The 23,613-nt window shown below is 68.9% G+C and carries 15 protein-coding genes; 6 read left to right on the top strand and 9 right to left on the bottom strand.

What is annotated here, in order from left to right; genetic code table 11:
• Window positions 1-18 precede the first annotated feature (18 nt).
• The gene (locus tag EV382_RS14665) at window positions 19-7,014 is read right to left on the bottom strand and encodes a type I polyketide synthase (protein WP_130402357.1); all 6,996 of its coding nucleotides are present in this window, start codon (window positions 7,012-7,014) and stop codon (window positions 19-21) included.
• A 757-nt stretch (window positions 7,015-7,771) separates the two neighbouring features.
• Here EV382_RS14665 and EV382_RS14660 point away from each other — a divergent pair.
• Window positions 7,772-8,665: a sulfite exporter TauE/SafE family protein gene (locus tag EV382_RS14660; RefSeq protein ID WP_130402355.1), complete on the top strand. Its 894-nt coding sequence runs from the start codon at window positions 7,772-7,774 to the stop codon at window positions 8,663-8,665.
• A gap of 240 nt (window positions 8,666-8,905) precedes the next feature.
• On the opposite strand, the gene EV382_RS32730 is transcribed toward EV382_RS14660, so the two are convergent.
• Window positions 8,906-9,277, bottom strand: a complete 372-nt coding sequence (locus tag EV382_RS32730) for a hypothetical protein (protein WP_165435795.1) — start codon at window positions 9,275-9,277, stop codon at window positions 8,906-8,908.
• A 225-nt stretch (window positions 9,278-9,502) separates the two neighbouring features.
• Between EV382_RS32730 and EV382_RS14650 the strand changes: the two genes are divergently transcribed.
• From EV382_RS14650 to EV382_RS14640, 3 genes are all read left to right on the top strand, one after another.
• Entirely contained in the window at window positions 9,503-9,889 is a 387-nt protein-coding gene (locus EV382_RS14650; RefSeq protein WP_130402353.1) for a hypothetical protein, read from the top strand.
• Window positions 9,886-10,413: a DUF6036 family nucleotidyltransferase gene (locus tag EV382_RS14645; protein WP_130402351.1), complete on the top strand. Its 528-nt coding sequence runs from the start codon at window positions 9,886-9,888 to the stop codon at window positions 10,411-10,413. The genes EV382_RS14650 and EV382_RS14645 overlap by 4 nt, the downstream gene beginning before the upstream one ends.
• 665 nt (window positions 10,414-11,078) lie before the next feature.
• Window positions 11,079-11,264: a hypothetical protein gene (locus EV382_RS14640; protein ID WP_130402349.1), complete on the top strand. Its 186-nt coding sequence runs from the start codon at window positions 11,079-11,081 to the stop codon at window positions 11,262-11,264.
• A 372-nt stretch (window positions 11,265-11,636) separates the two neighbouring features.
• On the opposite strand, the gene EV382_RS14635 is transcribed toward EV382_RS14640, so the two are convergent.
• Both EV382_RS14635 and EV382_RS14630 read right to left on the bottom strand, forming a co-directional pair.
• Window positions 11,637-12,959: a recombinase family protein gene (locus EV382_RS14635; RefSeq protein ID WP_244236691.1), complete on the bottom strand. Its 1,323-nt coding sequence runs from the start codon at window positions 12,957-12,959 to the stop codon at window positions 11,637-11,639.
• A 762-nt stretch (window positions 12,960-13,721) separates the two neighbouring features.
• Entirely contained in the window at window positions 13,722-14,081 is a 360-nt protein-coding gene (locus tag EV382_RS14630) for a winged helix-turn-helix transcriptional regulator (RefSeq protein ID WP_130402345.1), read from the bottom strand.
• 98 nt (window positions 14,082-14,179) lie between these two features.
• Here EV382_RS14630 and EV382_RS14625 point away from each other — a divergent pair, with 98 nt between their 5' ends.
• Both EV382_RS14625 and EV382_RS14620 read left to right on the top strand, forming a co-directional pair.
• The gene (locus EV382_RS14625) at window positions 14,180-15,148 is read left to right on the top strand and encodes a zinc-dependent alcohol dehydrogenase family protein (RefSeq protein ID WP_208758418.1); all 969 of its coding nucleotides are present in this window, start codon (window positions 14,180-14,182) and stop codon (window positions 15,146-15,148) included.
• 974 nt (window positions 15,149-16,122) lie between these two features.
• Window positions 16,123-16,620 (top strand): DUF4395 domain-containing protein, encoded by a 498-nt coding sequence (locus EV382_RS14620; protein WP_130402343.1) that lies wholly within the window; start codon window positions 16,123-16,125, stop codon window positions 16,618-16,620.
• Window positions 16,621-16,926: 306 nt separating this feature from the next.
• Here the strand turns inward: EV382_RS14620 and EV382_RS14615 are convergent, their stop codons facing one another.
• The 5 genes from EV382_RS14615 to EV382_RS14595 all read right to left on the bottom strand — a co-directional run bounded on the left by EV382_RS14615 (window position 16,927) and on the right by EV382_RS14595 (window position 23,590).
• Window positions 16,927-18,657: a dipeptide ABC transporter ATP-binding protein gene (locus EV382_RS14615; protein ID WP_130402341.1), complete on the bottom strand. Its 1,731-nt coding sequence runs from the start codon at window positions 18,655-18,657 to the stop codon at window positions 16,927-16,929.
• Window positions 18,654-20,318 carry an ABC transporter substrate-binding protein gene (locus EV382_RS14610; protein WP_130402339.1) on the bottom strand — a complete coding sequence of 555 codons (1,665 nt, stop codon included), beginning with the start codon at window positions 20,316-20,318 and terminating at the stop codon, window positions 18,654-18,656. Before EV382_RS14610 ends, EV382_RS14615 begins: the two co-directional genes overlap by 4 nt.
• Window positions 20,319-20,347: 29 nt before the next feature.
• Window positions 20,348-21,340, bottom strand: coding sequence for an ABC transporter permease (locus EV382_RS14605; RefSeq protein ID WP_130402337.1), 993 nt, complete (start codon window positions 21,338-21,340; stop codon window positions 20,348-20,350).
• Window positions 21,337-22,293: an ABC transporter permease gene (locus tag EV382_RS14600; protein WP_130402335.1), complete on the bottom strand. Its 957-nt coding sequence runs from the start codon at window positions 22,291-22,293 to the stop codon at window positions 21,337-21,339. Before EV382_RS14600 ends, EV382_RS14605 begins: the two co-directional genes overlap by 4 nt.
• A 262-nt stretch (window positions 22,294-22,555) precedes the next feature.
• Window positions 22,556-23,590 (bottom strand): LLM class flavin-dependent oxidoreductase, encoded by a 1,035-nt coding sequence (locus EV382_RS14595; protein ID WP_130402333.1) that lies wholly within the window; start codon window positions 23,588-23,590, stop codon window positions 22,556-22,558.
• Window positions 23,591-23,613: the final 23 nt, after the last annotated feature.

Genomic DNA, 23,613 nt, shown 5'->3' with positions numbered 1-23,613 from the left:
GCCGCATCCGCTGAACGATCACCAGCCGGAGGCGGTGTAGACCACGGAGTTGATCTTCGGGTCGCCCCAGGCCAACTCGCTCAGCAGGCTGAAGGCACCCGCTTCGGGGTCGATCAGCTCGATGCCGCGGCGCGCGTACTCCCGACTCAGCTCGTCGCTGACCATCCCGCCGTGCCCGGTGCCAGGTGCCCACGGGCCCCAGTGCACGGTCAGACAGCGGTTGCCGGTGCTGGCCGCCCAGCGGGCGCCGATCGCGTCGAGAGCGTCGTTCGCCGCGGCGTAGTCGCTCTGACCTCGATTGCCGTATGCCGCGGCGATGCTGCCGAACAGCACCACGAACCGAGGCGGCGAGTTCAGCTCGTCCAGGCTGGCCAGTACCGTACGGGCACCATCGACCTTGGTGCCGAACACCCGGGCGAACGATTGTGGGTCCTTCTGCGCGATCAGCTTGTCCTCGATCACGCCGGCCGCGTACACCACGCCGTCGACCCGACCGTGCGTATGCTCGGTGTCCAGCAGTAGGCGGCGGATCGCCGACGCGTCCCGCACGTCGAGGGCGTGGTAGCGCACCTCGCTGCCCAGTTCCCGCAGTTCGGCGAGGGTCGTCTCGACCTCGCGGGCAGCCAGGATCGCCTGCGCGGTGTGTTCGATCTGCGCCGGTGACCGCAGACCCCGGCCGGCGAGCGCGGCACGCAACGATGCCTTGTCCCGCGCCGACACCAGGTCCGGATCCTCCGGCTCGGTCGGCAGCGGTGTGCGGCCGACCAGCTCGATCCGGCAGCGGCTCGCCATGGCCACTGCGCGGGCGAACCATGGCGTGATCCCGCGAGCCCCGCCGACCAGCACCACCACCGAATCCCGGTCGAGGCCGATCGCGGCGGCCTCGGAGGCACCGTCACCGGCCGGCCCGGCACCGCTGGTCGCCACCGCACCCAGCGCCACCGGTGTGAGGGTGACGGTTGTCCGCTCGGTCTCGCGCCGCACGACGGCCGGGGTCTCCCCGGGGACCAGCAGCTCGTCGATCAGGTGTCGGGCGATCTGCTGCGGATCGGCAGCACCGTCGACCTGGACGCACCGGGCCGCGACCTGTGGGTACTCCCTGGAAATAGTACGGAACAGGCCGGCCAGGCCGTCGCTACGTTCCGTCCCGCCGACCGGTCCTGCCGCGAGCAGCCAGCGGGGACCGGCCGCGAGCGCCTGCTTGAGGAACGAGAAGATATCGGGCAGCAGGGGTGCTCCGGCGCCGTCCAGACCGTCCAGCAGGATCAGCCCGTCGAAGCCGGCCAGCTGGTCGGCCTGCCTCTCGTCCACCACACCCGTCTGCCCGGCCGCGCCCTGCTCCTGAAGCAGTTCGGCGAGGTACGCCAGTGTCGGGCTTGCGCCGGTGATGAGGAAACGTGTTCCGGCGAGCACGTCGGCCGGCTGCCCGGCCTGCGGGGCGTCGGCGTCCGCGCCGGGAGGTCCCGCGATCACCGTCGCCAGGGGCAGAAGTCGCTTCGGTGTGATCCCGGCCCTACCGGGGGCGGTGACCGACACGGTGGGGACTGGCGCGGGTGCGACGGCCGGGCTCCTGGTGGCCAGCGCCGAGGGCGCTCCTGCGGGTGGTGCCACCATCGGTGCGGTGAGGGCGCGTGGCGCGGGCGACGGGGCCAGTGTGCCGTTACGCGGCGACGGTGCCGCCGCGGTCACCCCCTGCGTCTTCTGGTTGAGCCAGTCGACCATGGTGCGTACGGTGCGGGCCTTGACGAGGTCTTCGAGTTCGGCTTCGTCGCCCTCGACGGCGAGGCCGAGCCGTGCGGCGACTTCGCCGGCGACTTCGGCGCGTTTGATGGAGTCGATGCTGAGGTCGGCTTCGAGGTCGAGGTCGAGTTCGATCAGGTCCACCGGGTAGCCGGTGCGTTCGCTGATCACGTCGAGGATCGCGGTCTGGAAGTCGGGACCGGACGCGGCGACCGCCACGGCGGCCACCTCGCCCCCGCCCGTCGGTGCGGCCGGGGGAGCGGCCACCACCGCCGTCGTCGTCGCGGCCGGGGCGACCTCGGTCCCATGACCCGGCAGCACCACCGGCGGGTACGCCTGCGAGGGCTGCCACACGAGTCGTCCACCCACGCCGTCGCCGAAGTAGGCGAGCATCACGTCCCGCTGCGAGGCGATCATGTCCCGGCTGGTGCGGAGGAACTCGCTCAGCAACTCGTCGCGGCTGTCCCGACCACTGAAGGCGGTCCCGTTCGAAGCGGTCATCGACAACTCCTTGATCCGTCGTGGGGGCGTCATTCCGCCGGGCAGGGTGTTCCCGGACTGATCCCGTACGAGCTGGCCGTCCACTGTCCAGAACGGACGCTGGCCCGGCTTGACCGCCGCGAGGTCCGCGGTGTCGCGGCCCTGGAACAACCAACCGGTCCGCACCGGGACGCCGGCACAGGCCAGTTGAGCGATAGTGACGAGGAAGCCGCGCAGCCCGTCGTCGGGGCGGGGCTCGGTGGCGACCGCCAGGTGCGGCCGGTCGCCGAGGATGGCCCGGACCAGTTTGGTGAGGACCTGACCGGGGCCGGCCTCCACGAAGGTCCGGGCGCCGCTGGCGTACATCGCCTCGATCTGTTCGACGAAGCGCACGGGCGCGCCGATCTGCGCGGCGAGCCGTTCACGTACCCGGTCGGCGTCGCCGTCGTACGGGGCGGCCGTGTGGTTCGACCAGACCTCGATGGCCGGCTCCCGTACCGTGCTGGACGCCAGCGCCTCGGCGAAACGGGTGGTGCCGCCGGCCACCACCGGGCTGTGGAACGCGCACGCGACGGAGAGTTGACGGGCCGACAGCCCGCCCTCGCGCAGCGCCGCCACCGCCGACCCGACCGCGGGAGTCGGCCCGGAGATCACGACCTGTGTCGGCGTGTTCCGGTTGGCCAGCACGACCTCGCCAGCCAGTCCCGATGCGGTGAGCACCTGGCTCACCTGCTCGGCGGTGCCGGTGACCGCCGCCATGGTGCCCGGATCGTCGCCGGTGGCGGCGAGGATCGCATCGGCCCGTTGCCGGCTCAGCGCGAGCAGGGTCTCGGGGTCGAACGCGTCGGCTACGCAGAGCGCGACGAGCTCCCCGTAGCTGTGTCCGCCGGTCAGGTCCGGCCGGACACCCAGCCGACGTAACAGGTGGTCGACCGCGAGGCCGCCGATGCCCAGGACGGGTTGGGCGACCCGGGTGTCGCGTACCCGGTCCTCCTGCTCGCGCGCCGTCTCCGGGTCGAACGCCGCGGGTGGGAAGAGGAGGTCCGCCCACTCGGCGCCGAGGCGCAGGTAGTGCCGCAGCTCGGGGAACGCCACGAACAGTTCGGCGAGCGCACCCGGCCGCTGGCTGCCCTGACCGGGGAAGAGGAAGGCCACCTTGCCCGGCTCCGGGTCGTCCGGCGGTTGGACCAGCCCGCGTGCCGGGTCGTGCTCGCCGGCGACGGCACGGCCCAACAGCTCGGTGAGTTCGTCCCGGTTACGAGCGACGACGGCAATCTGGACCGGGCCGGCCCGGTGGTCGGCCTCGTCGGCCAGCGACGCGGCCAGGTCACGCAACGACCACGGTCGACCCAGCTCGTCGCGGTTCGACAGCATCTCCAGCAGCCGCCGTACCCGAAGATGTGCCGCGGGCCGGTCGGCACCGCAGAAGCAGAACAGTTCCGCCGGCCAGGACTGCCGGGTGTGCCGTGGCTCCGGGCTGTTCGGATACGCGCTGAGCACGGTGTGGAAGTTCGTCCCGCCGAATCCGAACGCGCTCACCCCGGCCAGCCGCTCGGCCGCCGGCGCGACCCACGGGCGGACGTCGGTGTAGAACGCGAAGGGACTGCGTGCCGGATTCCAGGCCGGATTGGGGCGGGTCAGGTGGATCGTGGGTGGCTTGACTCCAGTGTAGAGCGCGAGGCTCGCCTTGATCACGCCGGCCAGGCCGGCGGCGCACTTGGTGTGCCCGATCTGCGACTTCACCGAGCCCAGCGTGCAACTACCGGGCTCCGCGCCGGCCTCGTCGAAGAACCGGGTCAGGGTCTCCAGTTCGGTACGGTCGCCCACCACCGTGCCGGTGCCGTGTGCCTCGACCAGACCGACCTGTCGGGGCGAGACCCCGGTGCGGTGGTAGGCCCGGTCGAGGGCGCGTCGCTGCCCGCTCGCCCTCGGGGCGGTGAGCCCTAGCGCACGTCCGTCGCTGGAGCTTCCGATGCCCTTGATCACGGCGTAGATCCGGTCGCCGTCGCGCTCGGCGTCGGCCAACCGCTTCAGTACGACGCACGCCACCCCCTCGCCGAGGGCGATACCGTCGCCGGTGCTGTCGAACGTGCGGCACCGTCCGGTGGGGGAGAGGGCGTGCGCGGAGGTGAACATCAGGTAGTCGTTGATGCCGTTGTGCAGGTCGGCGCCGCCGCAGATCATCAGGTCGCTGCTGCCGGCGCTGAGTTCCTTGCAGGCGGCGTCCATCGCGGCGAGCGACGAGGCGCAGGCGGCGTCGATGGTGTAGTTGGGACCGCCGAGGTCGAGACGGTTGGCGATCCGGCCGGCGATGACGTTGGCCAAGACGCCGGGAAAGCTGTCCTCCGTGACCGTGGGGAGTTGGTCCTCCAACTCCGCAGGCACCTCCCCGAGGTAGGCCGGGAGCATGGTCCGCAGCGTCTGGGCGTGACCCATGTCGCTGCCGGCCTCGGCCCCGAACACCACCCCGGTCTGACGGTGGTCCGCGCCGGCCGCGTCGTACGGGTATCCGGCGTCGACGAGCGCCCGGTGTGCCACCTCGAGCGCGAGCAACTGGGTCGGGTCGATGCTGCTCAGCGCCGCCGGGGGTATCCCGTACCGGATCGCGTCGAACGGGACCGGCTCGATGAACCCACCCCACCGGGAGACGCTGATCCGACCGGCCTGACCCGGGTCGACCTCGGGCGCGTAGTACGTGTCGACGTCCCATCGGTCGGAAGGCACCTCGGTGACCGCATCGGTGCCGCTGAGTACGGTCTGCCAGAAACTGTGCAGGTCGGGGGAGCCGGGCAGGACGCAGGACATGCCGACGATGGCGATGTCCAGCGGCGCGGCCGGCTCGTCCACCGGCACGGTCGGTGGGACGAGTTCGGCGCGCAGCGCGGCGGTCCGTACCGCGAGGAACTCCCGTGCCTCGGTGGTGACCTGTGCGTGCAGCTCCGCGACCGTGGTCGGTGTGTGACGCAGCACCGCGACCTGGCCGGCCATGAACATCCCCTCGACGGCCTGCACCGCCTCGTCGACCTCCACCAGGCCGTCGTCCTCCCGGCGTACGCCCTTGCTGGCGATCCGCAGCCGACCGACGTTCAACAGCTCGAGGTGCTCCCAGACCTGGCGGTTCTCCACCCCGGCCGATTCCAGCTCCTCCCGTACGCTGTGGAAGTCGTCCACGAACGGGCTGGGCAGGCAGCGGGTCGCGTGTCCGGGGGCGGTCTCCAGCAGCGATGTCCTGGTGGCGGCGATGGCCGTACGGTGGAACAGGGGCTGGATGGCGCCCTCGGAGACCGCTTCGCGGGTGAAGAGGTAGGCGGTCCCCATCAGCAGCCCGATCTGCGCTCCGCGGCCGGTCAGCGGGGCTGCCATCGCGGCGACCATCGCGGCCGATCGGGCGTCGTGGATGCCGCCCGCGAACAGCAGTTGCAGCCGCCCGGCGTCGTCCGGCGCCTCCGCCAGGAACTCTTCGAGTACCAGCAGCTGTGCCTCCCACAGGGGAAAGCTGGCCCGTGGCCCCACATGCCCGCCGCACTCCGCGCCCTCGAAGACGAACTTGCGCGCCCCCGCCCGCAGGAACTGCCGCAGCAACCCCGGTGACGGTACGTGCAGGAAGGTGGTGATCCCGTCCTGCTCCAAGGCCGTGGCCTGGGACGGGCGGCCGCCGGCGATGACCGCGCACGCGGGTCTGATCTCCCGGATCGCCTCGAGTTGTGCCGCGCGCAGTTCGTCGGGCGCGAAGCCGAGCACCCCGACGCCCCAGGGCCGCTCGCCCAGTCGATCGGCGGTCTCCCGGAGCACCCGGCGGGACTGTTCCGCGCCGGACAGCGCGAGCGCGACAAAGGGCAGCGCGCCGTCGGCGGCAACCGCGGCCGCGAACGGGGCCTCGTCGCTGACCCTGGTCATCGGGCCCTGTACCACCGGTATCCGCACGTTGAGGGCGTCGGCGAGAGCGGCACCCGGCGCCAGGGCGTCCCCGGCAGACGATTCGGCGAGCGCTTCCAGGAGGGTGGCACGGATTCCGCGTACGGCGGCGGCGGTGTCGGGCCAGCGCCGGGCGAAGACGGCGGCGAGCCAGCCGTCCTGGCCGATCGGCAGCAGTTGTGAGGCGCTGTCGTGCGGACCGCCCCGGCGGATCCCACGTACTCCGTCGACCAGGACCGTCTCGGACCCGTCCAGCCGACGGATCGCGCCCCGCACGTCCGCCGGGAGCTCCGACTCCGGCATGAGGGTGAGTTGGCTGTCCAGGACGACGCCGGCCGCGCCGCCGATGACACAGGCGACGGCGGTGCGGGGGCCGATGCCGCCGGCGACCCAGATCGGCAGGTCGAGGTCGTCGGCCGCGGCCAGTTGCTGGAGCAGGACGAACGAGCTGAGCTCGCTGACTGTGCCGCCACCCTCCATGCCCCGCGCGATGAGCCCGTGCGCCCCGGCGGCGGCGGCGTACCGGGCATCGTCGAGGCTGGTCACCTCGACGAGTACTCGGTACCTGTCGACCACCTCGGCCAGTGACCAGGGTGCATCCAGCGGTAGGACCAGGAGGTCGACCTGGCCGTGACCCGCCCGGTCCACGTCGGCCGGCGTGGCGGTGCAGCCGGCCGGCACACGTACGCCGATCGGCCCGCTCGAACCGGCGGCGGCCTGGGCCAGTGCGGTGAGTGTCCAGCTGTCGCCGGAGGCGAGGTCCAGGACGCCGTGACCTCCGCCGTGGTGGGCGGCGGTCACGATCCCGGGACTGGGTTCGAGGAGGCTACCGGCGCTGATCGCGATTACGAGATCGCGCGTGTTCGGTGCAGGGCTCATCGGACTCCCACTTCATTGGGCGCCGGGTCTCGGACGCGACCGAATGAATAAGATGATCAACCGGGGTTGCTGCCCGCAGCGAATTGTCGTCTATCGATCTCGGGCTCCGATTAAGTTAAGCCAGCTTAGTTACGGCTCAGTTAACTCTCTCTAACTAGACCCCTGGCCTGCGGTTTCTTTCGGTGCTTCCGCACCGGCGCGGGACATCTTCCGCCCACTGGCCAGGGGGCCTGGCCTCGGGTGGGCGGCCGACGGCCTCGTTCCAGCCGCAGGGCGTGTGTTAACTATCGACACACTTTGACTTCCGAAATGTTACTTACCTGGCAAAGAAAGTGATGCTAATCACTATGGACTTGCCGATCCGGTTTGTAAAAGCACTCTTATCTGGTCGGTTTGGTTGGGCCGGAACCATTCCTATCTGCTGAGTATGGAATTGGTCCGGACCGGCTCCCGTTGAATGGCCCGAATACCGACCGGAAGGGAGGGGAATCGATCGATAAAATGCCTTGTCATCGCGCCGGGCGCGGCGTGCTTCGCGAACCCTCGTGGCGGTAGCTCCCGCCATCCCCCCGTACGCCCGTTCCTCGACACCCTCGGGGTCGATGGGTCGCCACGCCCGCGTGCGCAGCGGCACCGCCAGGTGCCTGTCGGCCATCACCGGACCGGCAAGACCTCGCCGGCGGGCCGCCCACCGGCCTGTCCAACCTGAGCAACCTGCTTCCGCTTCCACCTGCCCCCGACGAACTGGTGGTCCCTCATGCGCAAAATTCTCCTGCTGACCCTGGTCGGTCTCGGCGCCCAACTGGTCGACGGCAGTCTCGGCATGGCCTACGGCGTGACCTCGACAACCCTGCTGCTCGCCGTCGGCGTGCATGCCGCCGCCGCCTCCGCCACCGTGCACCTTGCCGAGATCGGCACGACCCTCGCCTCGGGTGCCGCCCACTGGCGATTCGGCAACGTCGACGCGAAGGTCGTCGCGCGGATCGGCATACCGGGTGCGATCGGCGCCTTCGCCGGCGCGACCTTCCTGTCCAGCCTCTCCACCGACGCGGCGGCACCGATCATGTCGCTGATCCTGCTCACCCTCGGTAGCTACCTCCTCGTCCGCTTCACCACCTTCGGCTTGGCGAAGGGCAACGTGGGCAAGCCGCTGCGCAAGCGATTCCTCGGTCCACTGGGCCTGCTCGCCGGCTTCGTCGACGCCACCGGTGGGGGCGGCTGGGGACCCATCGGCACCCCGGCGATCCTGGCCAGCGGCAGACTCGAACCACGCAAGGTCATCGGATCGATCGACACCAGCGAGTTCCTGGTCGCTGTCGCGGCGAGCCTCGGCTTCCTCGTCGGTATCGGTGCGGAGAACGTCAACGTCGGCTGGGTTACCGCGCTGCTCATCGGCGGGATGGTCGCCGCGCCGGTGGCGGCCTGGCTCGTACGCATGGTTCCGCCCCGGGTGCTCGGCTCCGCGGTCGGCGGCGTGATCGTGCTGACCAACAGCCGAACCCTGCTCCGCAGTGACTGGTTCAATGCCCCGGCCGCCGTCCGTTATGGCTGTTACGCGGTCATCTGCGCGATCTGGGCGGCCGCCGTGACGTACTCGATCCGTCAACACCAGAGGGAGCAGCAACTGGTCGTCACGATCAGTAACGGCTGACCGGCCTCGATCCACGCGACCAGGAATGCCGGCACCTCCCGGCCCGTCGTCCGAGAGGTGCCGGCAGGCGACAGCGCTGCGGCGGGCGTGCCGACGGCGCCTGGAAGCCCGCGCGAATTCCGGATGCCGCGACGACGGCCGTCGGCGTAAGGTGCAGCCGATGCGTCGGTGACGCCTTCGCCTCCGCCGACGGCTCGGGCCGCTTCCTACGTCCGGTCGCATCGTTCAATGTCGCAGTCATCACGGCACCCTCACCAGGCACAACGCCCGATGGGTCAGGCCGGAAACACCGTTAGATATCCACACTCCCAGGCGCGGCGCAGAACCAGCGAACCCGCCCACGGAGTCCATGTCGATCCACTCGTGCAGCAACTCCGGCGGCGCCGGCTCCGTCGGTGGCCGAGACGGACGCAGCCGCATGATCACATCATCGGCAGGGCTAGCCATCCACTGAACGCCCCGCGGTAGGGCATCGAGCCAGATGACGGGATCAGGCGCGTCCGGGTCTTCCAGAATGTCGCACACTGGGTCCCGCTCGACTGCGGCCGTCACCTCAGCGAGAAACTCGACCAACTTCGTCGTCTGCTCGATCGCGTCCTGACTGAGAGTCACGCTCGCATGCACCCCCTGTTAGTTGACAGGCAACGTCACAGGCTGCGCTGCCTACAACCAAGATCACAAGGGTGATGCCGTGCGTGCAGTATGAGTGAACGCTCCGAGCAGGGTCGCGGCCCAAAATCGGGCACCCGTCGCCATCTCACCTCTGCGGTGTTCGCGGGCGGCATCGCGATAGTCTGCAACGGATGAAGCCGTCGGCTCGAAGGTGAGGCTTGCCCGATGGGTACCAGCTACGAACCGATGAGTCTGGCCAGGTTGGCCACCCATCTGGCATCCGCGGACACCGACCAGACTCGCTGGAAACTCGTATGGGAGTTTCTGGAGGAGTACCGCTGGGAACCCGCCGAAACCAGGGTCGACCTGTTACGAGATGAGCCCGGGCTAACCGGAGACCCACGGTGGGACGCGCTGCTTGCCGCGCTCGCGGAGCACCTGCTGGCTCAGGCAGATCTTGCCCCGCCCACATGGGTCGACGCACGTGTTCTGCGCCGGGCATGGTTCCCGGCCGAACTGGCCATCCACCGGGCCGACGCCCTGGCATGGGCCCCGGCTGCATTCCGGAAGCACGGTGTGTACCTCTCCGTTCACGACCTGGCCGCGGCGTGAGCGGATCAGACGGCGTCCTCATGGGGCGCGCGGAACTCGAACACGCTTTCGCTCACCTGGGCGACCGGCTTGTCCGCCGCGGAGTCGTCGCTGACATCTTCATCGTGGGTGGTGCGGCGATGGCGCTCGCCTACGACGCGAAACGGGTTACCAGGGACGTCGACGCGATGTTCGTTCCGCACGGAGTCGTCCTCGATGAGGCGCGTGCAGTGGCCGACGAACTGGGCCTACCGCCGTGGTGGCTCAACGAGCAGGCCAGCGTGTATGTCTCCGGCAAGGACGACCCGGGCAAGCGGCGAGTCTTCGACCATCCTGGCCTGCGCGTGATGGCCGCCTCGCCGGAGCACATCTTCGCGATGAAAGCGCTCGCGGCGCGAACCCGCGACGTGGACGACCTTCGCGCCCTGGCGGCGCTGGCCAAGGTAACGACGGTGGACGACGCTATACGTCTGTGCAGCGACTTTTTCCCCGACGAAGCGATCTCGCCACGAGCAATGGGAGTTATCCGCGAACTTTTCGGATGATGCGGCACGGTGGTCAACCTGATCACTTCCGATGGCCCAGGCCTCTGGGCAGGATTCTCACCTGTCCGCCGGTAGCGCGTGAAACGTGACCGTCATGCGCGGCGCTTGCTCAGAATCCTATCTGCGGTTGTTCGCCTCGGACATGGAACAGTTGGTGCCGTCGGGGGAGAGGTGCTTCGGGAATCTGCCGTTCCTGTTCAGCGTCAGGGACGTGCGACGGCAGGATGGACAGATCTGACGGCTGCGTGGACGCCTGCACTGTCTTGGGATATCACGATCCGCAGTGTGACGAGTCGTTCCCGAGCCATTGCATTCCTTCTGGGCGCCGTGGCTGAGCCAGCCGTACGTCTCTTCACCGTAATGCTTCGGCAAAGTCTTGATCTTCGTGAGCTTCAGACGCAGACAACAGGCGTCACAGTGGGCCAAGGGTAGCGACCTCCCGTGGCGGACGCTCCTGGCACCGATCGGCGTCCAGAGGGGATTTGCCACTGCATTCGCTGTAACGCTTCAGGGCTGATGCGCGGGGGAGCCATGAGCGGATGCTGCCCGAGGCCCGATCGAGGTCCCCTCTACTCAGGGGCAACGCGTGTTGAGTCATGCACGGAAAGTATCGATCAGAGTGCGCAGGGTCAAGTGGAGTGATGCTCTGCGCGAAGCAGGTGCGGGTGGCCTCGAGGCCCGCCCTGGCCTGGTATGCCAGCCTGCTCGTCGGGGCTTATGACGTCGCCATGACTGTCTACCCCAGCTCCGACACCGCGGCGGTCGGGCAACTCATCCGGATCCAGACCCTCGCCGTGGCGGTGCGAGCGCAGATCCGCGCGTTGCAGGAACACCTCGTTACATCGCGCTGATCGGCGCTGGGTCTCTGGCGCTGCGCGCGGTTGTGGTGGATTTCAGAGTTCGGCGAAGGTGGTGAACCTGGTGCGCTCGCTACCGAAGAATGCGAGCGGCACGGGTTGCCGTCAACGCCGGTCGACCGAAACTCACCAGGACCCCTGCGGTGGGGCTCAAGCTTGGTGCCTGCACGTTCATTTCGGTCTGTCGATAACCGAGCCCGCTGGCTGGCAAGATTGGACCATACGCGGCCCAACTTCGATTAATGCTCACGCCCGGTAATGAGCGCGCGAGGTTGAGCCAACCCTGAACGTGCCGTAATCTATGAGCATGTGCACCCGAAATGGAGCACCGATGATACGTACAAGAGTTCGAATCCCTCGGACACGTTATTTCCCCACGAAGCGTGATTTCTCTTCGCGTTTCGAGCGATCCCCGTCCCGTTGGGCGGGGATTTTTGCTGTGCGGGTCAGGACGCTCGTCGGGGCGGTGAGCGGGAAGACCGCCGTGTCAGTTTCGATGGTCCAGGCGTCGTGGTCACACACGATGATCATGTTGTTGAGCCGCAGGTAGCCCGCGACGCTGTCTGGATCCTGGTCGCGCATCGCCGGGTGATGCCGACGCAGGCAGCTGTCGTGTTGAATCCTGTCCAGGAGATGGTCCTCTCGGACGTAGAGGGTCTTCTGTCGTCTCGATGAGGTGGGTCGGGTGCTGGTGTTGCCGTGTCGGCATCGGTAGCTGGCACGGTCGTGGACCCAGTGGGAGTCCATGATTCGGCCGCACACGCCGCAGCAGATGACTCCGGCCAACACATAGCGGCGGGGGATGCCGTCGGCTGGGGTCGGTGCGGTATGGATTGCCTGGACGGCGACGAAGTGTTCTTCGCTGACCAGCGGAGTATGCGCGATCTCGCGGGAGATGACCCAGTCGGTGGAGGCGCTCCACCGTTGGATCTCGTGGTGTCTGGTGATGGTGCCGTCCGGTTCGATGTCGTCGTGGTCGGTGCGTTGACGGTTCCAGACCTGCCGCCCGGTGTAACGGGGGTTGGCCAGGATCGCCGCGACAGTGGTCAGCATCCACTGGCGGCCGCTGCGGTGGGGGTTACGCGCTGGGTCGGCGCCGGACGGGCACGGGACGCCGTTGTCGTTGAGGGCGCGGGCGATGCTGGCCACGCTCCGGCCGGCGAGCCGCTGCTCGAAGATCCACCGGACGTGGGGTGCGGTGGCAGGGTCGGGGTCCAAGCGGTGTAGGCGCCGTCCCCAGGCGGCGTGGGCGCGGTTCGGATGGGGGCCGGCGTCGGCGAGCCGGTAGCCGTAGGGTGGCCGGCCGCCGAGGTGTCGGCCCTGCAACTCTGCCTGAGCGCGCATGGCCGCGGTCGTGCGATGCCGGGCTCGGGACACCTCCCGCTGGGAGTGCACACCGAGCAGGTCCAGCAACGCCAGCTGCCGCGGGTTGTCGAAGTCCACCGGCCCATAGGTTTCCGGCAGCCACAACTGCACGCCGTGCCGAACGAGGGTAGGGGTCAACTGTTCAAGCTGCTGGCCGTGGAAGGCACGCTCGTATTCACCGACGACGACCGCGTCGAACCCGCGTGCCGCGTCCGCCACCGCGGCGAGCAGCCGTGCCGCCCGCGGCCGGTCCGGCCAGGGCACCCGGCGGGAGACGCCCTCGTCGAAGAACTCCACCACGATCCGGCCATGACCGGCGACCAAGTCGCCGGCGTAGCCACGCTGCCACCGGCACGACGACGCCCGATCCTGAAAGTCGAGTGGACATCCGTCCATAGAACGCGAAGCGCAGTCCGCCCGCAGGCGGGGTGAACCGTTGTGGCCGTAGCTTCCGCTGCCCGGCAGCCCACGACGAAAGAATGCTCGGTCCCGGTTCAGCCGTCGTCCTCGTCGCCATAAGGACCTCCACGATCGGCACACCTACCCCGTCTTGGTTCCCACGTCCAGAGTAGGAGGAACGCTCGTTTCGCGCATCGATGTCACCCTTTCGGGTGGTATCGGGTACATTGGATCGCGTACCCCGTGCCGGCTGTTCATGGCACGACCGGCACGGTCAGCCTCGGCTACGTCCGGTGGCCCACTGTTCCTACTCATGCCAGACTGCGTAGCTCCGCCTTGCCGCCTATCCGTACCAGAGGACGGTCCAGTCAACGATGGGTGACCTGACCGCCTACCCTCGATATGCCCCTTGGTGTGTATGCGCCTGCAGCGGCACGGCGCGCGGTGACCGCCGTGCTGCATGGCTAGGGTTTCCGGGACGCGGCGTGGCTTGACGCGGCGGCGGTTGTCGCCAGCGAGCTTGTCACCAACGCGGTGCGCTGTGGCGGCGGTTGCGTCGAGTTCGGCATTGAGGCCCGCGATGGCCGGGTGGTGCTATCCGGGGCCGATGCCTCGCCGGTGGTGCCACGCCGTCGCGAACCCCGACGTCGATGGAGGACGGGGCATCACCCTTCTCGAAGCGGCCTCTCAGCGCTGCTTCTTCTCCTGAAAGTCGACGATCGCCTCTCCATTGTCGCGGGCCCAGTCGGTGAGTACCTTGATCGGCTCGACCAGGGTGCCTCCGAGTTTGGTCAGGCTGTACTCGACGCGCGGGGGCGCTTCGGCGTAGGCGTGCCGTTCGACCAAGCCGTATGCCTGAAGACGGCGCAGCGTCTGGGTGAGGACCTTCCGCGAGATGCCGCCGATGAGCTCGGCCAGGTCGCTGGGCCGCTGCGGCTCGAGGCTGAGCGCGAACAGCACGATCACCGCCCATTTCTCGGCGATGATCTCGACCGCCAGGCGGGTGGGGCAGTCGGCGAGGAAGACCTGTCCGGGGGCGTTGTGCACGAGGTCAAAAGTTACCAGTGGGTTCCTATCGGCTCCGTAGCGTTCTTGGGCGTACCCCCCACTGAGAGTTGAAGGAGCCATCCATGCCACGAGTAGTTGTGTTCGACGAGACCGGCGGTCCCGACGTTCTGCGCATCGTCGATGAGTCGGTTGTCGAACCTGCAGCGGGCGAGGTGCGCGTCCGGATCGAGGCCTTCGCGGTCAACCCGCTCGACCGGATGGTCCGCGCCGGCCAGTCCCCGCGGCCCGTGCAGTTGCCGCACGCCCGGCTGGGCATCGAGGGGACCGGCGTCGTCGACGCGCTGGGCTCCGGTGTCACCGGGCTGGCGGTCGGCGATCCGGTCATCCTCAGCGCCGTCCCCGATTTCGAAACCAAGGGTGCCTACGCCGAATACACCACGGTAGTGGCGAGCCGGGTGGTACCCCGGCCCACCGGTCTGGACGTCCTCGGTGCGGCGGCGCTTTGGGTGGCGTACTTCACCGCGTACGGCGCGCTCGTTGAGAAGGCCGGAATGCGACCCGGCGACCACGTCCTGATCACCGCGGCGTCGGGCGGTGTCGGCCGCGCCGCGATCCAGATCGCCAACCAGATCGGTGCTATTCCCATCGCGGTCACCCGGCATACCGCGAAGCAAGAGAGTCTGCTGGCCGCCGGTGCCGCTGCGGTCATCGCCACTGACCGCGAGGAAGTGGTCGAATCCACTCGGCTGCACACCGGGGGGAAGGGCGTCGACATCGTCCTGGACGCCGTCATGGGCCTGGGCCTGGCCGATCTGTCCCTGGCCGCCAAGCTCGGCGGCACCATGGCTACCGTGGGCTGGCTGGACCCGAGGCCCGCGTCGTTCCCGGCGAACCCGTCGCTGACCGTTTACCGCTACATGGCTTTCGCTGACATGACCGACCCGGAGATCGTCAGACGTGTCGCGGCTTTCCTGGCTGCCGGCGTCCGTACCGGCGTGCTGCGGCCCGCGGTTGACCGAGTGTTCGGCTTGGACGAGATCATCGAGGCGCACCGCTACCTGGAGGCGGGAACGTCAGAGGGCAAGATCGTCGTGACGGTCCATTAGCTTCCCGGCCGGTCCATCGTCCACTGGTGTCGCCCGTGATCAGCGATAGCTGCTGATCGCAGGCCGCGGCGGATGGCGGCGAGGAGGCCGGGATTGGTCCTTGGTGTGGGTGGCCACCGCCCTGCGCGGGCTAATGCGGAGCAGGCGTCGAGAGGCCCGTGCATCTGCGGCTGCGGGGTCAACATCGCGTACTTGGAACGCGCTGTAGGTCGACAGCGGGTAGCGCGACCCGCTGAGCGGCGGTCCCGTTGCCGAGCCAGCGACCATGGTAGGGATCGCGAGCACCGGCCAGGTGAGCGAGTGCGCCATCGTGCCTCGAACCTGATGGAGTAGCCGTCCTGGCTCGCGTCGTAATGTCCTAGGAAGCTCTACAGAGATTAAGGCCTCTCACTCCAGCAAGCGTCAACCCACCCGCGATGCCCGTTCCCGACAGCCGGCAAAGACTGTGCCCGACGTCCCTCGGGCCACAGCGCGTCAGCGGCGGTGCGTTGTGGGGCTCACCAGCGGCGTGGCGCATCCGCTTCTGGCCGATGAGTGGATGTCATGGCTCAAGATTGGGGAGTTTGGTGTGCTGTGTGCTGCGGAACCGCAGGGATTGCCGACTGCGGTTCGACGGCGAGCGCGACGACAATCCGGCGACTTCCTCCAGTTGGCGTGCCCGGTCCAGTCCGCCGAGTACGGCAGGGATGCCTCCGATGTCGCCTACGAGTGAGCCGACGATCTCCAGCGCTCGCGGGTCGTCCCCGCGCATCGCGACCGTTACCGGTGACGGCGCGGGTGTCATCCACTGCGTCGATGGGAACAGGTGGAGCGCCTTGGGGAGGTGGACGCCGGGGGCGAGGTCAGCGACGTGATGCGCGATCGCGCGTCCGGGTTCGGTGCGCAGCGCGCCAATGCCATGATCGACCGGGTTCGTCGGGTCGATCAGCGATATAGGCTACTCAATCTATCGGAATAGTCGGTAACATTCCGCCATGGCCAGCGCGCTGTTCAGTTTCCCCAACCCCGTGAACGAGGTATCCGCCCGACTCGTCGCCGGTGGGGTGGTCATCCTGTCCACGGTGACGATCGTGCTGGATCAGCCCTGGATCAGCGCGCTGATCGCGTACGGGTTCGTCGCGCGGGCGCTCACCGGCCCCAAACTCAGCCCGCTCGGCCTGATCGTCACGCGGGTGATCACGCCGCGGCTACCGGTGCGGGCCAAGCTCGTCGCCGGGCCGCCCAAGCGGTTCGCCCAGGGGATCGGCGCTGTGCTGGCCCTGACCGCCGCTGTGCTGGCGCTCGGGTTCGGGCAGCACCTCGCGGCATACATCGTCCTCGGCGCAGTGATCGTGGCGGCGACACTCGAATCCGTTTTCGCGTTCTGCGTGGGCTGCGCGATCTTCGCGGGGCTCATGCGGATCGGATGGATCCCCGAGGCCGTGTGCGCCGAATGCGACGACATCTGGAGCCGCGTGCCGGCGGGCGGATAAGAGACCGTCGGATCGGGCCTCCGCCCGACCGTGTGCGTCGCCCGGGCCGATGGCCCGGGCGACGTGGTGCGCCTGCTGGCGACGCGGTGGTCGGTGTGCTCATCAGCGCGAGCGCGGCCAGCTTCCCCGCCCTCGCCGACGACCACGATGGCGGGTTTGCGGGACATGGCGTGGTCGCCTGCCCGGTCGGGGCGGGCCCGGGATCCGTACCGCCCGGAAGTTCGTCGTGCGGCGGAGCGGGAAGCCGCCGGCGGCCTTGTTCTGCACGTGCCAGCTCAGCATCTTCTCCGGGCCGTGGTGGTCCCCTCAGCTCGACGCGCTGGTGAGCTGGCGCCACGCCGCCCGCCGCAGGGCCTGCTGGGCCGGGTCGGCAACCGGCGCAGCCGCCAACAACCGCGAGGTGTACGGGTGCCGGGGCGCGCGCAGCACATCATTCGCCGGACCCTCCTCCACGACCCGGCCGCGATGAAGCACCGCCACCCGGTCGGCGAGTTGCTCGACCACCGCCAGGTCATGGCTGATGAACAGGCAGGAGAAACCAAACTGGCTCTGCAGCGACCGGAGCAGTTCCAAGATCCGTGCCTGCACCGACACGTCCAGGGCACTGGTGGGCTCGTCCGCGATCAGCAGGGCCGGGTTCAACGCGATGGCGCGGGCGATGGCCACCCGCTGCCGCTGCCCGCCCGACATCTCGTACGGGTGGCGGTCGCGCAGGCGTGACGGCAGTTCGACTGCGTCCAACAACTCGTCGACGCGTCGGCGCTGCGCGTCGCCGCGCAGATCGGTGTGCAGCGACAACGGCTCGGCGATGCTCGCGCCGACGGTCCGGCGGGGGTTCAGGGACGACGCCGGATCCTGGAAGACGATGCCGAGCTGAGAGCGGAACGCGCGCAGTTCACGACGGGACGCGTTCCCCACCTCGATGCCGGCGACGGTCACCGTGCCGGCGGTCACCGGTACGAGGCCGGCAAGCGCCCGGCCGAGGGTCGACTTCCCGGAGCCTGATTCGCCGACCAACGCCACCAGTTCACCCTGGTCGATGTGCAGCGAGACGTCGTCCACCGCCCGGACCGGCCGGCCGCGCCGCCTCCCCGGATAGTCGACCACGACGTTGCGGAGGAGCACGACGGGTGTCGTGGCTGCGGCGTTGTCGAGCGGTCGCGGCTCGTGCGCCGGCGGCGTCGCCGGTTCCGGCTCGTCGAGCCGTAGCTCCGGCAACGTGGGTACGGCGTGCAGCAACGCCCTGGTGTACTCGTGCCGGGGCGCGGCGAAGAGTTGGGCGGCGAGCGCCTGCTCGACGATCTGACCGTCGCGCAGCACGACCACGTCGTCGGCGACGTCGGCCACCACGCCCATGTCGTGCGTGATGAGGAGGACGGCCATGTCGAGTCGGGTGCGCAGGTCGCGGAGCAGGTCGAGGATGCCGGCCTGGACTGTCACGTCCAGTGCGGTGGTCGGCTCGTCCGCGATCAGCAGGAGCGGGTCGCAGCTGATGGCCATCGCGATCATCGCCCGCTGGAGTTGGCCGCCGGACAGTTCGTGCGGGTACGACCGCGCCACTCGCGCGGGGTCGTCCAGGCCGACGGTGGCGAGCAACTCCAGAACCCGGGCGTTGGCGGCAGAGTGTGTCACCGGGCGGTGCGCCCGGATCGCCTCGGCGACCTGGTCACCGATGGTGAAGACCGGGTTGAGCGCGGTCATCGGCTCCTGGAAGATCGTGCCGATTTGGCCGCCGCGGACGTCTCGCAGCAGGCTCGGTTCCGCGCCGATCAGTTCGGTGCCCGCGAGGGTGATGCTGCCGCTGACCCGGGCGGTGGCGGGGAGCAGGCCCAGGGCGGCCATCGCGGTGACGCTCTTGCCCGAGCCTGATTCGCCGACCAGGGCGAGGACCTGGCCGCGGTGCAGCGCGAAGGAAGCGTCGCGGACCGCGGTGTGCGTGTCGCCATCCACCTCGAACTTCACGGCCAGCCCGGCCACCGCGAGCAGCGGTGACCGGGTGGCCTTCGTGAGGCGTGGCTCCGTAGGGGAGACCGTCATCCCTGCTTCAGCGATACCTTCAGATAGTTCGGGTACGCCGGGAAGGCGGGCACGAAGAAGTTCTGCACCTTCGACCCGTGCAGGAACGAGTTCTTCGTGTAGGTCAGCGGCACCACGGGGGCGTCCTGCAGGATGCGCTTGTCGGCCTGCGCCCACAGTGCCTGCGCCTTTGCCGGGTCGGTCTCCGCCGTGGCCTGCTCGATGAGCGCGTCGACCTCGGGCTGCGAGTAGCGGGCGCTGTTGTAGCCACCGCCGCCGATCTCGCTGGATGCGAACAGCGGCTGGATGTTGCCGTTGGCGCTGGGGAAGTCCGGCTGCCAGCTGGCGACGGTCAGGTCGTAGTCACCCTTGTCGCCACTCACCTCGGCGGTCCAGGCCTCCTCGTCCACCGGCTTGATGGTCACCGTGATGCCCGCCCGCTGCAGCCCCTGCTGGATGGCCTGGGATTTGGCGAGGCTCGGCTGGTCGTTCTCCGACAGCAGCGTGAGCTTCAGGCTGCTCTGCCCCGCCTCGGTGAGCAATTGCTTGGCCTTGGCGACATCGCCGGACGGGTCGGCGGGGTAGAGGTTGTAGTCGACCCGCCCGGCGATGCCCGGGGTGATCAGCGTGCTGGCCAGGTCACCGCCGATGGCACCTCCGGAGGCGACCTGGTAGGCGCGCTTGTCCACGGCGTACTCGATGGCCTGGCGGACCTTGACGTCCTTCAGCGGCCCCCGCTGGGTGTTGATCGCCAGGTACGACAGCGCGCCGGCGTCGGAGGTGACCAGCCGCTGCTTCGCGCTGGCGTTCTGCTCGATCTGAGCGAGCTGGGCGGGCGCTACGAAGCCGGCGCCGAAGGCCGAGCGGTCGTCACCGGAGTCGGCGATCAGGCGCTGCGACTGGACAGTGGTGTCCTGGCCGAGCTGGAAGACGATGTTGTCGGGTCCGGCCGTGCGGACCTGGTCGGTGGTGGTGTCCCAGTTCGGGTTGCGGGAAAGTTTCACCGAGACACCCTGCTGGTACGACTCCACCTGGTAGGGGCCGGACGCGACAGGATTCTGGCTGTACTTCTTCGGGTCGTCCTTCGCCTTCGGGACGGGGGTGAAGGCCGGCATGGAGGCGATCCACGGCCAGTCGCCGTACGCCGTCTTGAGGTGGAAGACGATGGTCTTCGCGTCCGGGGTCTCGACCGAGGCCAGGTCCGCTCCCGAGTACGGCCCCTTGTACTCGGCGCCGCCCACGAGCAGGCTCTTGTGGTAGCCGAGGCCGCCGGAGAGTTCGGGCGCGAAGGAGCGCTCGATGCCGTACTTGACGTCGGCGGCGGTGATCGCAGCGCCGTCGGCGTACTTGAGACCGTCCTTCAGGGTGAAGGTCCAGGTCTTGCCGCCGTCGGTGGTCTTACCGGTGTCCGTCGCCAGATCGGGGACCACCTGCGCCGCCTTGCCTGGCTGGACCTCCCAGGTAGTGAGTCGGCGTAGGACCAGGCCCAGGGTGGTGATTGCCAGGTTCTGGCTCTTGGCGGGGTCGAAGTTGATGTCGCTGGCGGCGTTGAGGATGGTCAGCGTCCCGCCCTTCTCGGTGCCCCCGGTCGATCCGCCGGCGTCCGGTGTGACGTCCGGGTTCGCGTTGCATCCGGCCAGGGCGAGTACGACTGCGAGCGCGAGCGCGCTGCGTCTTTTCATCAGTGCCTTACCTTTCGTTGATCGGCGCATCAGCGCGCCACCCTCGGATCCAGGACGCTGTAGACCAGGTCCACGAGGAAGTTCGCGAGAATGATGAGAAACGCGGAGAAGAGAGTGACCCCGATGATCAGCGGCAGGTCGACGTTGCCGACCGCGTCCAGCAGCAGGGCGCCCAGCCCCGGCATGCTGAAGACCCGCTCGGTGATGACCGCGCCGCCGAGCAGCGACCCGAGGTCGATGCCGAAGACGGTGACCACCGGGATGAGCACGTTGCGCAGGGCGTGCCGGCCGACGACCCGCCGTTCCCGCAGCCCCTTGGCGCGGGCCGTGCGGATGTAGTCCTCACCCAGCACGTCGAGCATCTGGCCTCGGGTCAGTCGGGCGTAGACCGCCGCGGAGATCAGGGCGAGCACACACCAGGGCAACACCAGGTGCCACAACCAACCCACCGGATCCTCGGTCAGTGGCACGTACCCGTTGACCGGCACCATGTCGAGGGTGAAGCCGAACAGCAGGATGCCGAGCAGGCCGACCAGGTAGCTGGGCGCGGAGACACCGATCGTGGAGAACGTCATCGCTGCCCGGTCGATAGCGGTGCCCCTGCGGACGGCCGAGATGACTCCGGTGCCGACGCCGATGATCAGCCAGAGCATGGCGGCGCCGATGGCGATGGAGAAGGTGACCGGGATGCGTTCCAGGATGAGGTGGGTGACCGATTCGTTGAGCTGGAAGGAGTAGCCGAAGCAGGGCGCCGCGCAGTGCACGGCGGCAGCCCCGGAGCCGAAGGTGCGGCCGGTGAAGATCCCGCCGAGGAAGGCCAGATACTGCTGCACCCAGGGTTGGTCGTAGCCCATGAAGGCGCGGGCGTCGGCGAGCCGTTCGGGTGTGCAGGGTCGTCCGCAGGAGAGCTGCGCCGGGTCACTGGGCAACAGGACGAACACCACGTACGTGATCAGGCTGATCACGAGCAGCGTGACGATCATGCTGAGGAGGCGTCCGGAAACCAGACGGAGAAGTTTCATCGCCGCAGCCCTCGCGTCTTCGGGTCGAATGCGTCGCGCAGGCCGTCGCCGAGCAGGTTGAAGGCGAGCGTCGCGAGGAAGAGCGCCCCGCCGGGAAAGACGAGGAACATTGGGTCGGTCTGGACCCAGCCGATCGCGTCGCCGATCGAGCGGCCCCACGCGGGGGTCGGCGGCGGCACCCCGACACCGAGGAAGGAGAGCGCGGCCTCAGCCCCGATCATCGAAGGGATCATGATCGTGGAGTAGACGATGATCGTGGCGGTGAGGTTGGGGAGCAGTTGCCGCACGAGCACGTGCCATCCACCCGCACCCAGCGCGGTCGAGGCGAGCACGAAGGTGCGCCGCTTCAGCTCCAGCGTCTGACCCCGGATCACCCGCGCGATCGAGGGCCAGCCGAAGACCGCGAGGACGCCGACGAGGAGCAGCGACTTCGGGAGGCTGGTCGGGACGATCGCGCCGAGCGCGATCACGAAGATCAGGTACGGGAAGCCGAGCAGGACGTCGATGATCCGCGTGACGACGCGGTCGTACCAGCCGCCGTAGAAGCCGGCAGTGAGGCCGACGACGACTCCGAGCAGCACCGAGACGGCGGTCGCCCCGGCGCCGACGAGGATGGAGGTGCGAGCGCCGTGGACCACGATCGCGAACAGGTCTCGTCCGGTCATCGGCTCCACTCCGAACCAGTGCTCGGCACTGATACCGCCGCCGAAGCCCTTCGGGGTGCCGGAGTCGGAGAGGGCGTCCAGGTCGTACGTGTAGGGGTCCTGACCGGCGATCGCGCTGAGCAGTGGGGCGGCGACCGCGACGACGAGGAAGAAGGCCACGCCCCCTGCTCCGGCCAGCGCCCAGCGATCGGCGGCCAGACGGCGCCAGAGGTGGCGGGCACCTGTGCTGCGGGCCTGGCTCGGTGGTCGGCTCGGAGCCGGCGGCGCGAGATGAGTGTCGGCGGACACGTTGGTTCCTTACGGGGCGCAGGGGGTGGGTGGACCGGGGAGCTCAGCGCTCCCGGCAACACTTCCCGCCCACGCTGACCCCTCTCGGCGCTCGTTCCGGTGGCTGGAGACCGTTCGCCGGTCGATGCCACACCGCGCGGCCTGGCAGCCGCAGGGACCATGTTCGGTGAGCCGCGCCGAGAAAATCCAGCACTAGAGACCTACAACACAGACCGGAATAGTAGGGAATTATTGCCGACCCCGCTCACCGGGACGGCACAGGTCAATGGCTGGGGTGCCACCCGAGCGCAGGGCCGAGCCGGGTCGCCATGTCGGTGAGGATCTGGGCGTAGTCAGCCGGCGCGAAGGTGAAGGGCAGGGCGAACGCGACCTCGTCGACCTCGCGGAACGCGGCATGTTCGTGCAGGCGTTCGGCGAGCAGCTCCGACGGGCCGACGAGGTCGGGAGCGAACATCATCCGAGCCGGTCCCTGGGGTGAGGCCGTCCGAGGCGTTCGTTGTTCGGCGTACTCCTCGTAGCGGGCACGCTGGGTCGGGCTGGCCGTGTCGGTGGGGATGACGACGAGGCCCTGCGAGACGCGAGCTCGTGCGCCGTCCGGGTGGTGGGCGCGGAACGCACGGATGTGCGAGAGCTGGATCTCGGCGAAGTCGGTGGACTCCTCGGCCTTCACCACGCTGCTGGTGAGCAGGTTCATGCCCTGCTCGCCGGCCCACCGAGCGGAGCTGAGGCTGCCGGCGCCGTACCACATCCGGGCCGCCAGGCCGGGAGAGTGTGGCTGTACCCGACCGGAGAACTGCTCGAAGCCCTCGAAGCCCTCGACCTCGCCGGCCGGCTCGCCACGAACGAGGTCAAGTAGTCGTCGTACCCGCGTGTAGCTGAAGTCCTCCGCGTCTGCGGTGTCCGGGTAGAGCGAGCGCCGCACCCGGTCGTAGTGCATCGGCGGGCCGACGCTCACCCCGGGGTTGAGTCGCACGCCGGAGAGGATGTCGACCGTGGCCAGGTCCTCGGCCAGCCGCAGCGGGTTCTCCCAGCCGAGCGGAATGACCGCCGTGCCGAGCTCGATGTGTCGCGTCCGCTGTGAGGCCGCCGCCAGGACGGCGACCGGCGAGGAGATGCCGTACTGGAGGTGGCGGTGACGTACCCAGGTGCTGTCGAAGCCGAGTTGCTCGCCCAGCTCGATGAGCTGGAGTGTCGCCTCGTGGCCGGTGCGAGGGTCGGCCTCGTCGAACAGGCCGATGGTCAGGAAGCCGAGCTTCCGCAGAGGCGCCGGTTGTCGTGGTGTGGGTGTTTCGGTCACCGTCCGCCTCCGAGGATGCTCGA

Origin of the sequence: Micromonospora violae, from assembly GCF_004217135.1 — a bacterium.
In the GTDB taxonomy this organism is placed as follows: domain Bacteria; phylum Actinomycetota; class Actinomycetes; order Mycobacteriales; family Micromonosporaceae; genus Micromonospora; species Micromonospora violae.
The sequence above is the reverse complement of the archived record's forward strand: the minus strand, read 5'-3'. Positions and strand labels throughout refer to the sequence as shown.

Excerpts from the sequence above, each read along its gene's own strand:
- EV382_RS14665 (WP_130402357.1), bottom strand. The coding sequence starts at position 7,014 with ATGAGCCCTGCACCGAACACGCGCGATCTCGTAATCGCGATCAGCGCC.
- EV382_RS14660 (WP_130402355.1), top strand. The coding sequence starts at position 7,772 with ATGCGCAAAATTCTCCTGCTGACCCTGGTCGGTCTCGGCGCCCAACTG.
- EV382_RS14650 (WP_130402353.1), top strand. The coding sequence starts at position 9,503 with ATGGGTACCAGCTACGAACCGATGAGTCTGGCCAGGTTGGCCACCCAT.
- EV382_RS14620 (WP_130402343.1), top strand. The coding sequence starts at position 16,123 with ATGGCCAGCGCGCTGTTCAGTTTCCCCAACCCCGTGAACGAGGTATCC.
- EV382_RS14615 (WP_130402341.1), bottom strand. The coding sequence starts at position 18,657 with ATGACGGTCTCCCCTACGGAGCCACGCCTCACGAAGGCCACCCGGTCA.
- EV382_RS14610 (WP_130402339.1), bottom strand. The coding sequence starts at position 20,318 with ATGAAAAGACGCAGCGCGCTCGCGCTCGCAGTCGTACTCGCCCTGGCC.
- EV382_RS14605 (WP_130402337.1), bottom strand. The coding sequence starts at position 21,340 with ATGAAACTTCTCCGTCTGGTTTCCGGACGCCTCCTCAGCATGATCGTC.